We start from the raw sequence: 17,446 nt of genomic DNA, 5'->3' as shown, positions 1-17,446 counted from the left end.
ATGTTGATTGATTTGAGTATTTCTTGGGGGGTGTGTTCTTGTAGTAATTGTAGGTACAATTTTCTACCAAAAACACCGCTTTTACCGCGTTCTAGGAATAGCCTAAGTGCGTATAAGAGTTTGATTTCTCCCCAGGTAAAATGGGTATGGTTTAGTTCTAGTAGTCTGTAGTCTTTGACGAATGTCTTGCGAGTTTTTACTGCTAACATTTGCCTTACTTTTTTCTTGGGAATTAATCCTTTATTGTTGTGACTAATTACCTCCGGTTTGATTGTGTTCATGGGGTGTTTAGTTTTACCTAGATTGTGATTACCAGGTAAACTGCTAAGGGTAAAAATTAAGCTGATTAAATCAGCCTGGAAAAGTGAGCTTTTTGGATTTGTTTCAGCAGTTCGATTGCTGTTTTTATCCTTTCTTCTGGTGTTAGATCTAGCAGGTTGTTGGTAAGCCAGAGGGTTTCTTCGACTTCTCCTGCTGTTCTTTCGTGGTAGCCTTCTGGAATTAGACCAACGATTAGTTTGTTTGTTAAGTCTATTTTTTCGTACCAGGCTAGGTTTTTGGTGGGGATTTTCACATCATTAATGTGATAGCTGATTCAAGGGTTTTTGCGTCAGTGAATGAATAAAAATACTGTCAATAGCGTTACTGGCGGTCGCATCGCTGTCACTGTAGAGCTGCCACACTTTCACATACGTTACTCAGGGGCTTGTCTTACAGTCGTCAATACTAATGGCTTAGTAAGAATTGACGTTCTCTGCATTCACTTACCAACTATGTAAGCGGTTGAGGTACTAGCTGCGGTTCTTGGGCACTCTGGCTTTCTCCTACGTTCGCTCTGTTGCTTATGAGTTCATTGTAGCACAAGTTAAAGCACAAGCAACACAAGTTAGGATAATTTAGTACAAGTTAAAACACAATTAGCACATAATACAGGTTAATTAGCGCTACTCACGAGCAAGTGACATATTGAACAAGTATGTGCAAGTATGGAAGGGAGGATGATAATGTATACAAGTTGTGTGGCAAGATGACTATAGGACCTAACTCACCCTCGGTGAGAATTTTTCTAGGAGAAGAAGATAGAGAACTAAGAAATAAATTCAAACAGCTAGTGGCCATAGCAGGCACGTCCATGTCAAGACGTTTGACATTATTTATGGAGAAGGATGTAGCCTATTGGGAAGCCACAGGAGAAATATTAGATGTAGAAGCCTTTGATGTAGAAAAGTCAGAGAAGTTAGATAGGCTAGATGAATTGATGGACAAGTTAAACTACCTAATCGGCATCCTTCAACCAGAGACTCAAAACGACGCTAATAGCCATAACCATCAACAACAAGTCAAAGTCATCAAACCACGCAAACACCACAAAGCATACAAAGGCCAAACAGGAAAACTACTAGCAGAACTATCAGGCCATCAAATTAAAGTCGGCTTTGACAATGGAGAGGAGAAAGCCTTCTATGAGGATGAGGTAGAGATTGTTGGGTAAAACTTTTTGCCTACCCCAGTCATTCATACTCAACAGGGCAGAAGCGATTGTGTGTTCTTGTAGTAATTGTAGGTACAATTTTCTGCCAAATACACCGCTTTTACCGCGTTCTAGGAATAGCCTAAGTGCGTATAAGAGCTTGATTTCTCTCCAGGTAAAGTGGGTGTGGTTTAGTTCTAGTAGTTTGTAGTCCTTGATGAAGGTGTTTGGGTGTTTAATTCCAAACATCTGTTTGACTGTTTTTTTGGGTATTAATCCTTGATTGTTGTGGTTAATTACCTCCGGTTTTATTGTCTTCATGTGGTATAGGTTTTGCGGTAAATAATCTCTACCGCGTGAATTGTTTTGGGAAAAAATTAAACTGATTTGGTCAGTTTGGGAAAGTGAGCTTTTTGGATTTCTTTCAGCAGTTTGATTGCTGTTTTTATCCTTTCCTCTGGTGTTAGAGTTAGCAATTTATCGGTTAAGTGAAGGATTTCTGCAACTTCTCCGTATTCTTGATAGTCTTCTGGAATTAGACCAACTTTTAGTTTGTTTGTTAAGTCTATTTTTTCGTACCAGGCTAGGTTTTTGGTGGGGATTTTCACATCATTAATGTGATAGCTGATTCAAGGGTTTTTGCGTCAGTGAATGAATAAAAATACTGTCAATAGCGTTACTGGCGGTCGCATCGCTGTCACTGTAGAGCTGCCACACTTTCACATACGTTACTCAGGGGCTTGTCTTACAGTCGTCAATACTAATGGCTTAGTAAGAATTGACGTTCTCTGTATTCACTTACCAACTATGTAAGCGGTTGAGGTACTAGCTGAGGTTTCCGGCATTCGCGCTTTCTCCTACGTTCGCTCTGTTGCTTATGAGTTCATTATAGCATAGATGTATGATTATGCGTTAGTATATTTATAAATTTGTTTTTAAATCTTTTTATGTTTTTGTGCTTTAATAGATAAGAGCTTATATGTTAAAGTGTTTGATTGCCATATATATGCAGGTAATACGATAATGGTCATATCAGATATATGTATTAGATAGACATTTATGCGATATGGCTTTAAGTAATAGTTCAAAATCAATAAGAGTTTATTTTGATGGTGATGATGCAGAGATAAGGATTAGATTTAAGCAGTTAGCAGCAAGAGCAGACACTCCAATGAGTAGGAGAGCGGCAGATTTGATGAAGCTTGATATTGCCTACTGGGAAGTAACAGGAGAAATTTTAGACTTAAGCCAACTTGATGCAGTGATAAAAAAATTGTCAAATCAGGAAAAAGGGCACAGTGAGGAAACTAACGGCCACAGCAACAAGTCAAAATCATCAAACCACGCAAACACCACAAAGCATAAAAAGGCCAAACAGGAGAATTACTAGCAAAACTATCAGGCAATCTAATCAAAGTCGGCTTTGACAATGGAGAGGAGAAAGCCTTCTATGAGGATGAGATAGAGTTTGTTAGGTAAAACTTTTTGTCCTCCCTGGCCATTCATACTTGCTGGGGTAGGAAATGAGTAGGAGCGATCGCTCATACCTAAAACAAATTCCGACCAAATGCTATATTTTTAGAAACGCCCTAAATATGAATTGGGCTTTAACTGCCCTGAATGATTCGTGGGGACTTAGAGGGGAAGAAGGCAAGTTACACTAAACATGAGTTGGGCTTTAACTGCCCTGAGTAATTCGTGTGTCAGCCTTCCTCTCCTCATCACCCAGAGTGCAAGAGACTATACTTACAAATATTAATATTTGTAAAAAAGCTAAGTAAAGATTTTTGCGACTTTAGTACAGGAGACTATACTTACAAACCTTAAGGTTTGTAAAAAAGCTAGGTAAGTCTTTTTAAACTAAATCAAAGTATCTAGTGACCACATGACGCCCACACTAGACACTATATATTTATAGAACTGGACACCAAAACATTTGAGGCCATAATATAACTCATAGCTCTACAGGACAAAAATAATGGGACGAAAGAAACAACAACCTAAACCACCTAGCAAAGAAGTCGGCACTAGCCTAGACCTCACAGTTCACTACAAATTGAAAGTCATTGCAGCACAGCAAAACATCCCTTTAAACGAGCTGACTAGACGTATTTTGACCTACTATGCCAATTCTTATATGCCATCTAACCCTGCACCACCCTTGCCTCATATATCAGGGCCAACTTCAATAGTTGAACCAATACCTTATGTTGGTGTAGTGAGTAATGGCAACGGAGCTTTTGGATGATATCAAGGGTGCTAGCTGTGGCGACTGAAGAGTAAATCGTTAAGCTAGAGTGCCTAAAAATTAAAGCAGCTTGCTTACTTTCGTTTTACGGGACCTTAAGGTTTGCGTAATCTGCTTACCACTGTTTTTTTCAATAAAGCGATCGCCTTTGATTATCTAGATATCTGTCAGGCGATCGCTTTAATTTTGCCTAATCAGTCGCCCTAGTCAGTCACCTATTTTTACTGACTACCCTTCAAAGCCTTGCTACATATAGCTTTAGTCACCTAGTCAGTAAAAGCCACTTTTTCACTGCAAAAGCATTTTTTTAAACTTGATTATTTTTTTCCTGAAGAACTGTGGAGAAAAAAGTTTGGCAATCCAAGAAAAAATCACTAAGGTCGGCGAGAAAAATCAACCAGCTTCAATCTTTGCTGACACCAACTTCATCTTAATTTTTAAAAACCAGAATATTCCGACAATTGTCGGTAAATTACCTTATTTTTGTCTAACCAGTCACCCTAGTCAGTCACCTATTTTTAGTGACTACCCTTCAAAGCCTTGCTACATATAGTTTTAGTCACCCTAGTCAGTAAATAGACAGTAAAAACTGCACAATTAAAAATCAAAATGTTAAGCAGGATAGGTCTATAGAGAACTATAGATTCTCTATAGAATTTCTCTATTTCTCTATAGCCTGTAATCCTTTTGCAATAATATTTGTAGCGTTTTGCGCTACATTGAAATAACGTCTTGTCTATCTCCACAAGAAGAATTAGAAAAAATGCGCCGAGTGGGGAGACTAGCAGCAAATTTACTTAATTATCTTGAGCCAATGGTACAACCAGGAGTTAGTACTCAAGAATTAAATGATGAAGCCGAAAATTGGACTCAGGCACAGGGAGCAATCAGTGCCCAACTTGGCTATGCCCCTTACGGTTATCCTCCATTTACCGGTTCTATCTGTACCAGTATCAATGAAGTAGTTTGCCATGGTATTCCCAACCACAAACATATTCTCAAAGACGGAAATATTATCAATATTGACGTTACGCCTATTCTTGATGGCTACCACGGCGATACTTCCAGAACATTTCTAGTAGGAAACCCATCAGCCTCAGCTCGAAAATTGGTAAAAGTAACCGAAGAGTGTATGATACGAGGGATTGCTGAAATTCAACCAGGAGCAAGAGTTGGAGATATTGGGGCAGCAATTCAGGAATATGCCGAAGCTAATGGATTTTCTATTGTACGAGAAATGGTTGGTCATGGAGTTGGTAGACAGTTTCATACAGAGCCACAAATTCCTCACTATGGCCAACGAGGTCGAGGTTTAAAATTACGCCCTGGCATGGTTTTTACTGTTGAACCTATGCTGAATGAAGGAACTAACAATATTAAGACTTTAGCCGATCGCTGGACTGTAATTACCAAAGACAAAAAACTTTCAGCCCAATTTGAACATACTGTCGCTGTCACAGAAGAAGGGGTGGAAATTCTCACAAAAGAGGGAGTAGGGAGTAGGGAGTAGGGGAAAAGAATTGATAATTTCTGTGCAATAGTTGATGTTATTTTTTATTATCACGCCTATATCTATTAAGAAAAAAGGCGTTGCTGATTCTGGGTATGATTTGATAATTTTGGATTTTGTATTTTGGATTTTGGATTGTTTGAACTACTTGTTAATATTAACTGTTCCCTCTCTTGGTGCGCATTCCCTTGCGTCTGTCGCCGACGCGGGGTCGCACCGCTATTCCCTATTTCCTGTAACCCCACTTTCATACCTTAATTCAGCAATGCCGGAAAAAACAAATTTTCTGTATAAATAAATTATGAATGTCTCGTTATGGAATGAAGGCTTAAGGCGTAAAATAATATAGGTAAACTAGCATAGATTTCTTTGAGTACATTAATAATATATAGTTTAGAAAAAATTGAATGCCTTTCCCACCAGAAAGTCCTTGCCTAAATATAGCGATCGCCCGCCTGAATATCCCAGAAGCTAATCATTTTGCCATTTGGGTAATGCAGGCTCCTTTCCAGCGGGGATATGTCCATCACGATCAAATTTGGCCAGAAACCTTGTCACAAGCTTGGAAGGCTTGGTTAGAAATATTCTCTCCCCAAAGTTTACCTGCTATTCCCATCGGTACACCTCAACCAGCTTTAGCATCAACTCCAAATATTCATCCTGCCCCTGCTTCCAATGTCAGAATTAATCGTACCAGTCGCCTGATGCAAAATTTGGGCATTAGTCTGTGGCAGTGGCTATTTCAAGGAGAAATTGCTCAAAGTCTTCACCAAAGTCAAGGTATTGCCATTGGGCAAGAACTGCCCTTACAGGTAAGATTGGACATTCGCACACCCGAATTAATTGCCTTACCCTGGGAAATCATGCAACCAGGAATTTCTTTACCTGCTTTTTCTCTAAGTAGAGAAATTTTGTTTAGTCGTACTACCAGTGATGTTCACTCCTTACCACCTCGCCCACCTTCGCCATATTTGAATATTCTGCTGGTGATGGGGGAAAGTGCGCCTCAAGGACAATCATCTTCAGCCAAAGACCATCAATTTTCTACTTTATCCAAATTAGAGCTAGAAGAAGAAGCAGCCCGACTAACTGAGGTTTTAAAACCCCGCGAGATTACAAACCAAAATTTACAAAGAGTTAATTCTTTTGTACCTTGCAGAGTCGATACATTAATTCAACCGACTCCAGAAGAATTAATTTCCTATCTAGATAAAAAAATTTATAACGTACTTTTCTATGCTGGCCATGGGGAACCTGGCCCAGATGGTGGTTGGTTATTTTTAGCACCTGAGACTACTCTTAATGGTACTGAGCTAGCACAAGTTCTGGTTCGCAATGGAGTAACTTTGGCAGTATTCAATGCTTGCTGGGGAGCACAACCAGCTACAGATATATCTTCTGGAAAAGTCGAGGCCATACCACGCAGTAGTCTAGCAGAGGTATTAATTCATCATGGAGTACCAGCAGTTTTAGGAATGCGAGATGAAATTGCTGATGGAGAAGCTTTAAGTTTTATTCAAGTTTTTGCCCAATGTTTGAGAGAGGGAATGTTGATAGATCAATCAGTAGCTGTGGCTAGGCAACAGTTATTAACTCTCTATAGATTTAATCAACCAGCTTGGACTTTACCAGTATTATATATGCACCCGGAGTTCAATGGTCAATTAATTCAAGTATTTGATGAGTTGGTAACTCAACTACCCACTAACTCTCCGACTTGGATTGGTAGTTCAACTTCTAGGGCTTTTTTACGTTCTCAAGACAATAATGGTCAGGTTTGGCCTATTTGGCCTGGTACGATCGCGGTTGGACGTTCTCAGGAAAATGATGTGGTGATCTTTGAGCGGTGGGTTTCCCAAAAACACGCTGAAATTTTTTCTCGTTGTTTTCCGGGAGAGCAGCTTACATCCACTTATTTCTTAAAAGATATTTCTCGTTTTGGTACTTTAATTTATCAGTCTGGTGATTGGCAAAGAATCCATCGTGATGAGGTTGCCATAACATCAGGAACACTGGTAAAATTTGGCAGTTCTCAAGGTCAAGCTTTTGAGTTTGTGATTGAAACAACAAAAGATTTTACCTAGTTAATCTAAGTTTAGAATTGCGGAACTAGCTAGGTTGCTTTTGTAGCTGATTAAGTAGGAAATAACAATATTGCTAATTACCTACTTCTATATCTAATAGAAGATGAATTATTTTTACTAAGGAATAAAATTATGAATAATCAGCCCTCCCGCTCTCAGTTTTCTGCTAATAATTCTACCCAAGTAGAATTGGATTTATTAAATTCTATAGTTCTTGATGATATTGCCTATCCTTGGAATCCAGAAGCAGCAGAATCAGACACTTATTTTGATGCTCTCGAAGAGGAACTACCATTGTCTGATTTACTAACTGATCTGGAAATGACTTCCGCCTGCAAACAATTTTATAGTCAAACCAATGTACTTTTTTCTGCGATCGATATCCAGAATTCTTTATCTGAAAAATTTTCAGGTCTTGCTCCTAAGAATTTACTCAACAAGTTAGGCAAGATTGCTGTTAATGTTGTCGATCAAGTGAATAGTTTAGGGTCTATTCTTTCTCTGTCAGATCAATTGGTGCATTGTGTCAGCGAAGTTTTACCAGGTTGGGATTTGGAAGATTTGGAAGTAATGGCGCGTCCCTTAGCCCATTCTATGCGTGGTAGTCATAATGATGCAGTAGAAAATACTTTGGCAACAATTCAATCAACTTCTTGGTATGATTTGTCAGAAGTTGAACAAGCACGATTGAGTTTAGCGATCGCGCTCTATGCTATCTCTGAAGCTAATAATTAATTTTTATATCCTCAATTTAATATTTTAATAAAAAATAACAAGCAGTTTTTAGTTTTTTTTTAATGCTCAAAAATTAATTATGAGCAACTGAACTGAGAACTGCTATATTTTTTTCGGCGTTGCTGCATTAGTGTGTGGTACTAAATCCGGTTTAGATAGGAGCTTTATTAGGAAAGTAAGGCAGAAGGGTTAGAGAAGATTTAGAAAAAGTACCTTCAATTACGACTTTGCCATGCGATCGCTTCAACCCACAATTTGACAGCAGCATTTTTTTCTACTAAGTCTGCTTTTAATAAATAAATTTTTTATTCATTCATATTTCCTAGAGAAATAGAATAATTTTGATGTTGATCGAATTATTCTTCTAGCAGCTAAATATCGTTCCAAAAATTGGTCGTGCTATGGTATTCTTATTAACTAACTGTCAGCGCTTCAGCATTTTCCGTACCGCAATGCTCCGCAAACAGCTTTTTTATTTTGGGTTCATACCCCGGCAACCCTAAGCGCTCCCTCCTAAATGCCAAAAAAGTGATAATGCTGAGTGCTATTTAAATCTATATTTAAAAAATATCTAGTTAAATTTCAAATTTTCTCTATTCTTGACTATTGGCTTCCAAACAAACCGTATGGAAGCCATCAGTAATCATACAGAAAAATTGCGGGCTATCTAAAAAATTATCTGGTAGAACAAAGGTAAGAAGTATCGGAAAAATCAACCATAGTAACTAACACAAATACTATTTGATTAGTTCAAAAAATTATTGATGAGACTCAATTTTTTCTAATGTCAATTCCCCCTTTTCTTGGGGTTGAACTTGCTGGTGCTTATGGAACCTAATTCCTAAAAAAACATCATACAGAAAGCTCCAAAAATTTTTGCCTTGCAATAATCCTAAAGATTGAGGAGAACCCTTAACATCTAATAATGGCTTCATCACTTCATAAGCAGGTTTGTAATTATACCAAGGTATAGAAGGCCATAAATGATGAATTAAATGATAATTCTGTCCACAAATCAGAATATTGAGAAAGGCACTTGGATAAACTCTAGCGTTGTGCCAGCGATCGCGCTCTTGAAAAGGACGATGAGGTAAATAATCAAAAAATAATCCTAGAGCTAAACCAACGACTAAAGCAGGAGAAAACCAATAATTTAAAATATAATCCAGAAACCCAAAATATATGGACAAACCTATAATTGCGAATACTACTAAACGGCTAAAAAACCACTCCCAGAGTTCAAATTTCCGCCAAAGTCGTCTTTTAAAAAAGAAGATTTCATGGTAAAAAAAGCGGGCTGCAATTAGCCATAAGGGGCCACCAGTAGAAACGAAATGATCTGGGTCGTTTTCTGGGTCGTTAACGTGGGCATGATGCTGTAGATGTACTCTTGTAAATACTGGAAAAGCAAAACCTAACATCAACGCACTGCCGTGACCTAGAATAGCATTAACTAAGCGATTCTTATGGGCTGAATTATGGGAAGCATCGTGAATTACTGTTCCTGCCATGTGTAAGGCTAGAACATTCATCAAGAAGCAGCACCAGCCAGGAAAGTGCCAGTACCAGTAACCACAGGTTGAGGAAATTATTACTCCTATAGCACTCAAAAACATGAGTAAGTTAGTATTTAAGCCTCCAGACGAGCTTAGTAACTCTCTTGGGACTGTCGTTTGCAGCCCTGCCTCCAACATTTTTATTTGCACTCCTACCATATTAATTTAGACTTTTTTTATTACAATACGATATAGGCAAAATTTTGTAAAGATATATGAAATAATATTAATATAAAACAAGATAATTGAGAATCTTTAGTTATGGGGGAAGCTAAATGAACTTAATCGCGATCCCTATAACAGATACTCCGATCCTAAAATTTAAATTAGAAAAAATACGGATTGTTGCTAACTAAATAATTTTAAGAGTAAATAAGTAATTATTAATAGTTGCATTGACATCCTTTGAGTATGGTAGTCTAAGATATCAATCTCGCCCAGTAGTATAGTTATAAATAAATTAGGCACTATTGTCAATTTGTCCCAGAGTTAATTAACTATCTTTCTTTAATGAATGATTAAATAAATATCATTTGTTTTTTCAACATTGTATATAGCGTAATTACTATTCAGAAATAATTAAAAATCAAACATATCGTTCTTAACCTATTACTATTAAAACTGTGAAATGATGCAACTGCAAAATGGCTTACGCCGAACTAAAATTGTAGCAACTATTGGCCCATCTACTACTAAGCCTGATGTACTTCGGGAGTTAATCAAAGCTGGTGCAACAACCCTGCGACTTAACTTTTCTCATGGAACCCATGAAGATCACCAACGCAGTATTCGGTTAATTAGACAAACTTCTTTTGAACTAAATCAACCTGTAGCCATCTTGCAAGACCTTCAGGGACCAAAAATTAGATTAGGAAAATTTGAAAATGGTTCAATATCTCTAAAACGGGGCGATCCATTTATCTTAACTAGTCACTTAATGGCTGGAACTCAAGAAATGTCTTCTGTAACTTATGAACCCCTTGCAGATGAAGTGCCAGAAGGAGCAAAGATTCTTCTTGATGATGGCAAAGTAGAAATGTTGGTGGAAAAAGTAGACAAAGCACAGAAGCAGCTACATTGTCGAGTGGTAGTTGGTGGTACTCTTTCCAATAATAAAGGTGTGAATTTTCCTGGGGTTTATCTCTCAATTAAAGCACTGACAGACAAAGACCGAAAAGACTTAATGTTTGGTCTTGACCAAGGAGTAGACTGGGTAGCATTAAGTTTTGTGCGAAACCCTCAGGATGTCTTAGAGATTAAACAATTAATTGCTAATGCGGGAAAAAAGGTTCCTGTGGTAGCAAAAATTGAAAAACACGAAGCGATCGAACAAATGGAAGAAATTTTGGCTTTGTGTAATGGGGTAATGGTTGCTCGTGGTGACTTAGGAGTGGAATTGCCGGCAGAAGAAGTACCACTTTTGCAAAAGCGATTGATATCAACATCTAACCGAATGGGAATTCCGGTAATTACTGCTACTCAAATGTTAGATAGTATGGCGAATAACCCCCGTGCTACCCGTGCTGAAATTTCTGATGTGGCAAATGCAATTATTGATGGTACGGATGCAGTAATGTTGTCTAATGAGACAGCAGTAGGTAATTATCCTGTGGAAGCGGTGGCAACAATGGCAACGATCGCTAAACGCATTGAGCAGGAAATTATTACTTGCAACGTTTCTAGTATGAATGATACAGGTCATTCAATTCCTAATGCAATTAGCCAAGCTGTGGGTCAAATTGCGGAAAAGATAGATGCTGCAGCTATTATGACTCTGACTAAGACAGGTGCAACAGCGCGAAATGTTTCTAAGTTTCGACCAAAAACTCCGATCTTGGCAGTGACTCCTCATGTAGATGTTGCTAGACAGTTACAACTGGTTTGGGGAATAAAGCCATTACTGGTGTTAGACTTAGCTTCTGCTGGTCAGACTTTTCAATCTGCAATCAGTGTTGCTCAGGAGAAGGAGTTATTATTTGATGGAGATTTAGTGGTCATGACTGCTGGTACAATTCAAGGTGTGGCAGGCTCAACCGACCTGGTTAAAGTTGAGGTGGTGACTGCAGTTTTAGGTCAAGGTACAGGTATTGGTCAGGGATATGCTAGTGGTCGCGCTCGTGTTGCTCATAGTGTAAAAGAAGTCCGAGATTTTAACCCTGGAGAAATTTTGGTAGTTAATCACACAGATGCTGATTTTGTGGAGGTAATGCAAAAAGCCGCAGGAGTCGTAACGGAGGAGGATAGTATTACCAGTCATGCAGCAATTATTGGTTTACGTTTGGGATTGCCAGTTATTGTGGGGGTGAAGAATGCAACCAATGTGGTTCGCGATGGCACGATTTTGACTTTGGATGCTCAGAGAGGTACTGTATATTCAGGAGCTACTCGAAAATAATTCATGTTAAAGGTGAGTGAATAGTCATACCTAAGACGAGTTTTCAATTTGGTGGTGGTCTGTTGTGATGGTGGTGAATTGTATAGCCCTGTGCGCAGGCAACAGGCAACAGCTCATCTGAGGAAATAAATTGCCTATAATATAAGACTTTTAGCTATTGGGCATCTCCTGCAATTTGTAAATATACCAGCGCTCATTGCTCTAATTATTGTTGTTACTAAACACTCTAGTGGGAGCATCCTGCCCGCAAGGGAGCAAGATACTCTCACCTTTACTTCTTCTTTCTTCTCTCCTGATTCTTACCCTTACCAAAAGACTTTTTCAGAAAACCCTATTTAATTAATTAAAGCAAATGGCAATCCAGTCAGAAGGAACATAATAGGTAGTGTTATAGCTGATTTTTCTTCAGAAATATTAGAAATCTTTTGGCAACCACTATACATAGTTAAAATTGTGTAACACAAAGCAAAAATAGCTAAAATAATACTAATTACCCAATTATTTAAAATTCCACTGACTAGCACCATCAAACCTAGAGGTAATAGTGATGCACCTGCTGTAAATAAATCTCCTGTTAAACTACCATCAGCTTTGAAAATAAGTCTGGCAAAACCACTTGTAACTGTCAAATTTACAAAGGGAATAATACCAATAATTATTAATAATAAAAATTCTGTATGATTTGCTTTATCTAATCTCTGCGAAATCAGACTAATTCCTACTACAAAACAAATTTCAAATATTATGCCAAATAAAACTGCAACGTTAAATGCTCTTTTTTGTTCTAACTGAGTAAAAGCTGGTAATAAACCTCCTATAGGATTAGGAAGAAAAATCTTTACTGCTATCCAAGCATCCTGAAAAGTTGTCTGAAATATTTCTAGTATTTTTAACCATGAAAAATGGTGTAAGTTTTTAATAGCTTCTAGCGCTCTTTGAGAATTAGCTTTATCTCCCTGATCTGCAAAAAGTTGAGCAGCTTTTTTAAAATCAATTATTGCCAGACGATGTTCTTGCAACTCTAGATAAACTAAACCACGTTGATAATAAACATGAGCAAAATAGGGATTCATTTCTAATGCTTTGCTATAGTCTTCCATACCAGCCTGAATGTATCTTAATTTCATACGACAAAGACCGCGATAATAATAAACTTCTACTAAATCTGGGTCTAAAAATAATGCCTTTGTATAATCAAGATCGGCACTCCGGTAATCTTGCAGTTTATAACTAGCAAATCCTCTGTGATACAAAACTTCTGCCCAGTTAGAGTTAATTTCCAGTGCTTTTGTGTAATCTTTTATTGCACCTTGATAATCTCCAAGCTGACTTTTTGCAACTCCTTGTTTATATAATTCTTTGGCTTCTCCTACCGTTTGATCATATTGCGATCGCCTCAATGGATCGGAAAGAATTTCATACATTGAGTTAATTTCTTTAAATTTTTCTGCTGCATTTATATCTCCTGGATTTACATCAGGATGATACTGGCGTGCTAGATTATGATAAGCTTTTTTAATCTGTTCTGTGGAAGCATTTTTTGATACTCCTAGAACTTCATAATAGTTACACTCTTTTTCCATCTAACCCTAGTTTTTGAAAGCACTATTTTAGGCAATTATTGCTAATTATATCATAAAGTATTTCAATGTTTATTAGAAACAAGATATTTATCAATTCGCAAGAATTTTTATATGGAATTTTTAACTTTATATCGAGGGATAAGCATTAGCAACCAATATTAAAGTATGTATAGAAGAATTTTTCAAAATTTGAAAAATGGGGTAGTCCTGTAGATGTAGTTATATTGATCCTTCAAGAATTTAGAATTTAGAATTACCTCTTCTTTTCAAGGAGAGGATTGATTCAAAAGAAAATTTTTATTTATTATCCCCTTTAAAAGGGAGGCTTCAAACCACAATTTTTCGGTAAATCTCTTTTACTTTCATAAACAAAACTACAAAAATCATTATATCCCACAATGGTTTTGAAGTGCTTGTCATCCCATGAAGTACCTCATCTTAGTTAGAGATGAAAAATTATTTATGGCTACTCAACTACTGACAACTACCTCTCTACTACTTATACAATTTCTCCATGAAGTTGCACTTAATATAGAGACGAAAATAGTCATTTTAATAAGGTATAAGGAAAAATCATTAAGCTCATTGTTACAAATAAATGGTATATATAAAAGTATCAGTAAAATAATCAGGAAAAAATTATCATATATCAACCTTATTACCTTTAGCAGACAATTTAAGCTTGTATTTCTTGTGCTTCAATTCTTTGTTTAAAAATATAGTAGAATAAGTTAAGAAAATGCTTACTTCATTCATTAAAAATGTTTGCCCAGCATTCCATAGGAAGAGCTGACTGCTAATAGCTGAATGCTTACTCTAGAGGAAACAAACTTTTCAGCATCAGCGTCTCACAGTAATTAAAAATTAGAAATGATTTATGGTCGAAAAATTCTGGTTAATAGCCTCTCCTTTTAAGGGGATAAAAAGTGACCGAGATATGGCGAGGAAACCTCACTATAGCAATCAGGAATCAGATGTGAGAATTGAGATGTTCCTTGAAAGTATAGAGTATAGCAGTTATCTTACTCATATATATTCGTTTTTTTCTTCTTCTCTGTTGCCTGTTGCCTGTTGCCTAAAAATCGCCAATATCTCACAACTCAAACCATATTGCTATATATCTAATTGATTCAGAGAAAACCCAGATTTCAAGCCTCCTTATTGCAGAGGTACTATTAACGCAATTCCTCCGAACAGGAGGCTAACTAATAACTGATAATTGATAACTGAAATGACTACTCAACTACTAACAGTAAATAATCAGCCAGAAAATACTTTTCTAGAAAACTCTTTATTATTAAAGGCAGAAGCATTAGAAAAAAGCTTTACTTTACACAACCAAGGTGGAGTAAAATTATCAGTCTTAAAAAATATTTCTCTCAGTTTAACAGCAGGAGAATGTATTGCTTTATCCGGTAAGTCTGGTTCGGGAAAATCGACATTTATGCGCTGCCTTTACGGTAACTATCGAGTCGATAAAGGTTCAGTTTTGATCAAACATAAATCTACTTGGGTCGATCTTCCTAGATTAGCACCTCATCAAATATTAGAGGTACGAAAAAATACTATTGGCTATGTCAGTCAATTTCTACGAGTAATTCCTCGTGTACCAGCTTTAGAAGTAGCAGCAGAGCCTTTATTAGAATTAGGAATTGAGCCAAAATTAGCCTATCAAAAAGTGACAGAATTATTTGAAATCTTGAATTTACCAAAACGTCTTTGGCATCTTTCTCCTACTACTTTTTCTGGAGGTGAAAAACAACGAGTTAATCTAGCCAGAAGCTTAACAGTTGATTATCCAATTTTATTATTAGATGAGCCAACATCAGCTTTGGATTCTGTCAATCGTCAAGTAGTAATTGAACTTTTAGAAAAACGTCTAGTTAATGGGTGTGGTTTAATAGGTATTTTCCATGATGAAGAAGTAAAACGAAGACTTTGTAGCAGAGAAATTATGTTTGGAATTTAATTAATAAGCATCTTCATAAAAGAGTAGGGATGTTGCATGCAACGTCCCTACAGAGTATGGGGAAATAATTGATTATTTTATTACTGCTGACTGCTGATTGCTGATTGCTGACCGCTTTTTAAACTTCATAATCAATAGTAATTTTATCTGCCAAAATTGGCTTAATCAAAGTCTTAATAATTTCTTGATGATGGGCATTTTTTGCATAAGCATCAAGAGCAGTTTTATCCTTAAATTGCACGACTAAGCCATTTTGAAAACCTTGAGAAAGTTCCGAGAAATTATTCCCACAAGATAAATCAATTATTTCCGGGACTTTCCCTTTCATTCCTTTCAAAGCGGACATAACCGAAGTAATAGTTTCTGCTGAAGTATCTGGCTGCCACTTAAATAAAACTATATGTACTATCATATAAACTAATATTTCAAAACTGTTTATGTATTTTAACAGAAATTGAAGCTACTATAGAGAAATTAAAATTCCAATTAGTTCATTTAAGATTATTGGTTCATTTAAAATTGACTGTCGATTAAATAAACATGAACGAACAGATTTACACAAACTATCGCCTACAATTACCAGACCAAGAAACTATTGGTACTCTAATAGTTCGTGATGGAAAAATAGCCGAAATTCAGCCAGGAATTGTTAATCTTGGTCAAGATGGGCAAGGAGAATATTTAATGCCTGGATTGATAGAACTTCATACAGATAACTTAGAAAAATGTATGTCTCCTCGCCCTGCTGTGAAATGGCCTTTAGCAGCAGCAGTATCTTACCATGACCGAGACTTAATTAGCTCTGGAATTACAACAGTTTGTGACGCGATCGCTATTGGAGATATTAAACCTAATTCTGTTCGAGTTAAGGGTTTTGGTGAAATGATTGAAGCTATTTTTGAAGGGCAAAAAACAGGTAGACTTCTGACAGATCATCGGCTACATTTACGCTGTGAAGTTTCTTTTGAAGATATATTTACTGCTGTGGAAAAATATGCAAATAATCCCTTTCTTTCTCTCATGTCTTTGATGGATCATACTCCTGGTCAAAGACAATTTGTAAGTGTGGAAAAATATAAAGAATATTACATGGGTAAGTATGGAATTAGCGAAGCAGAAATGAATAAATTTATTGCCTATCGTCAGGAAACTCAACAACAATATGCTCCTAAAAATCGCCAAGCATTAGTTGAATTAGCAAAAAGAAATGGAATTTCTCTAGCTTCTCACGATGATGCAACAATAAGTCATGTACAAGAAGCTTTAGAAAGTGGAGCAGTTTTAGCAGAATTTCCAACTACTTTAGAAGCAGCAAAAGAAGCTCATAATTCTGGATTACAAGTATTGATGGGGGCACCAAATTTAGTATTAGGAGGTTCCCATTCTGGAAATGTATCTGCAATGGAATTGGTTGAGCAAAATTTAGTAGATGTAATTTCTTCAGATTATGTACCTCGGAGTTTATTACAATCTATTTTTATTATTAGTCAGAAAATTGCTAAACCTTTATATGAAGCTATGAAGTTAGTGACAATTAATCCTGCTAAAACTATTAATTTGTCTCACGATAGAGGAAGTTTAGAAGTTGGCAAACGTGCGGATTTAATTACGGTACATGATGATGGTGTAGTTCCCCATTTAACTTCAGCAATTGTTAATGGCCGTCGTGTTGCTTAAAACTTTTTATTTTACATAAGGAAGGATTTTTTTTTGCCTTAGTTGACGGATATTTTGACAAAATAAAATTTCAAATAAATCAAGTATTTTAAGCTGTAAAAATTTATTTGCTGATTCCTATTAGCAAAATTTAAAAATTTATTGTGAAGGTTATTCTGGTAAATTTTTACCGAAAAATTGTGGGTATGCGCCTCCCCTTTTAAGGGGATAAAAAAAAA

Annotated in this window: 15 protein-coding genes; 9 read left to right on the top strand and 6 right to left on the bottom strand. The window is 36.7% G+C overall.

What is annotated here, in order from left to right; all coding sequences use genetic code 11:
* A partial coding sequence (locus AC3DU7_RS07025; protein ID WP_488038638.1) for a hypothetical protein occupies positions 1–281 on the bottom strand: 281 nt, incomplete at its 3' end.
* Positions 282–346: 65 nt separating this feature from the next.
* Complete coding sequence (locus AC3DU7_RS07020; RefSeq protein WP_488038637.1) at positions 347–574, bottom strand: hypothetical protein; 228 nt, start codon at positions 572–574, stop codon at positions 347–349.
* Between the two features lie 453 nt (positions 575–1,027).
* Between AC3DU7_RS07020 and AC3DU7_RS07015 the strand changes: the two genes are divergently transcribed.
* Positions 1,028–1,492: a hypothetical protein gene (locus AC3DU7_RS07015; RefSeq protein ID WP_488038636.1), complete on the top strand. Its 465-nt coding sequence runs from the start codon at positions 1,028–1,030 to the stop codon at positions 1,490–1,492.
* A gap of 356 nt (positions 1,493–1,848) precedes the next feature.
* Here the strand turns inward: AC3DU7_RS07015 and AC3DU7_RS07010 are convergent, their stop codons facing one another.
* Entirely contained in the window at positions 1,849–2,079 is a 231-nt protein-coding gene (locus tag AC3DU7_RS07010; protein WP_488038635.1) for a hypothetical protein, read from the bottom strand.
* Between the two features lie 458 nt (positions 2,080–2,537).
* Here AC3DU7_RS07010 and AC3DU7_RS07005 point away from each other — a divergent pair, with 458 nt between their 5' ends.
* The 5 genes from AC3DU7_RS07005 (at position 2,538) to AC3DU7_RS06985 (ending at position 8,048) form a co-directional block, all read left to right on the top strand.
* The gene (locus AC3DU7_RS07005; protein WP_488038634.1) at positions 2,538–2,861 is read left to right on the top strand and encodes a hypothetical protein; all 324 of its coding nucleotides are present in this window, start codon (positions 2,538–2,540) and stop codon (positions 2,859–2,861) included.
* 588 nt (positions 2,862–3,449) lie between these two features.
* Positions 3,450–3,719: a hypothetical protein gene (locus AC3DU7_RS07000; RefSeq protein WP_488038633.1), complete on the top strand. Its 270-nt coding sequence runs from the start codon at positions 3,450–3,452 to the stop codon at positions 3,717–3,719.
* Between the two features lie 718 nt (positions 3,720–4,437).
* Positions 4,438–5,229 carry a type I methionyl aminopeptidase gene (map, locus tag AC3DU7_RS06995; RefSeq protein ID WP_488038641.1) on the top strand — a complete coding sequence of 264 codons (792 nt, stop codon included), beginning with the start codon at positions 4,438–4,440 and terminating at the stop codon, positions 5,227–5,229.
* Positions 5,230–5,636: 407 nt separating this feature from the next.
* A complete protein-coding gene (locus tag AC3DU7_RS06990; protein WP_488038632.1) occupies positions 5,637–7,313 on the top strand; it encodes a CHAT domain-containing protein in 1,677 nt (558 codons plus the stop codon).
* A gap of 132 nt (positions 7,314–7,445) precedes the next feature.
* On the top strand, positions 7,446–8,048 hold the full coding sequence (locus tag AC3DU7_RS06985) for a hypothetical protein (RefSeq protein ID WP_488038631.1): 603 nt from the start codon (positions 7,446–7,448) through the stop codon (positions 8,046–8,048).
* Between the two features lie 758 nt (positions 8,049–8,806).
* Here the strand turns inward: AC3DU7_RS06985 and crtR are convergent.
* A complete protein-coding gene (crtR, locus tag AC3DU7_RS06980; protein WP_488038640.1) occupies positions 8,807–9,742 on the bottom strand; it encodes a beta-carotene hydroxylase in 936 nt (311 codons plus the stop codon).
* Positions 9,743–10,235: 493 nt separating this feature from the next.
* On the opposite strand from crtR, the gene pyk reads away from it, so the two are divergent.
* Positions 10,236–11,999 carry a pyruvate kinase gene (gene pyk / locus AC3DU7_RS06975; protein ID WP_488038639.1) on the top strand — a complete coding sequence of 588 codons (1,764 nt, stop codon included), beginning with the start codon at positions 10,236–10,238 and terminating at the stop codon, positions 11,997–11,999.
* Positions 12,000–12,334: 335 nt separating this feature from the next.
* Here pyk and AC3DU7_RS06970 read toward each other — a convergent pair whose 3' ends face one another.
* Complete coding sequence (locus AC3DU7_RS06970; RefSeq protein WP_488038630.1) at positions 12,335–13,582, bottom strand: J domain-containing protein; 1,248 nt, start codon at positions 13,580–13,582, stop codon at positions 12,335–12,337.
* Positions 13,583–14,813: 1,231 nt separating this feature from the next.
* Here AC3DU7_RS06970 and phnL point away from each other — a divergent pair.
* The gene (gene phnL, locus AC3DU7_RS06965) at positions 14,814–15,551 is read left to right on the top strand and encodes a phosphonate C-P lyase system protein PhnL (RefSeq protein WP_488038629.1); all 738 of its coding nucleotides are present in this window, start codon (positions 14,814–14,816) and stop codon (positions 15,549–15,551) included.
* A gap of 118 nt (positions 15,552–15,669) precedes the next feature.
* Here the strand turns inward: phnL and AC3DU7_RS06960 are convergent, their stop codons facing one another.
* Positions 15,670–15,963 (bottom strand): Dabb family protein, encoded by a 294-nt coding sequence (locus AC3DU7_RS06960; protein WP_488038628.1) that lies wholly within the window; start codon positions 15,961–15,963, stop codon positions 15,670–15,672.
* 128 nt (positions 15,964–16,091) lie between these two features.
* On the opposite strand from AC3DU7_RS06960, the gene phnM reads away from it, so the two are divergent.
* Positions 16,092–17,228 (top strand): phosphonate metabolism protein PhnM, encoded by a 1,137-nt coding sequence (gene phnM / locus AC3DU7_RS06955; RefSeq protein WP_488038627.1) that lies wholly within the window; start codon positions 16,092–16,094, stop codon positions 17,226–17,228.
* The last annotated feature ends 218 nt before the right edge of the window (positions 17,229–17,446 follow it).

The sequence above is a fragment of the Okeania sp. genome (assembly GCF_983059655.1).
Note: the sequence above shows the minus strand (reverse complement) of the source record. Positions and strands in the feature narration are given on the sequence as shown.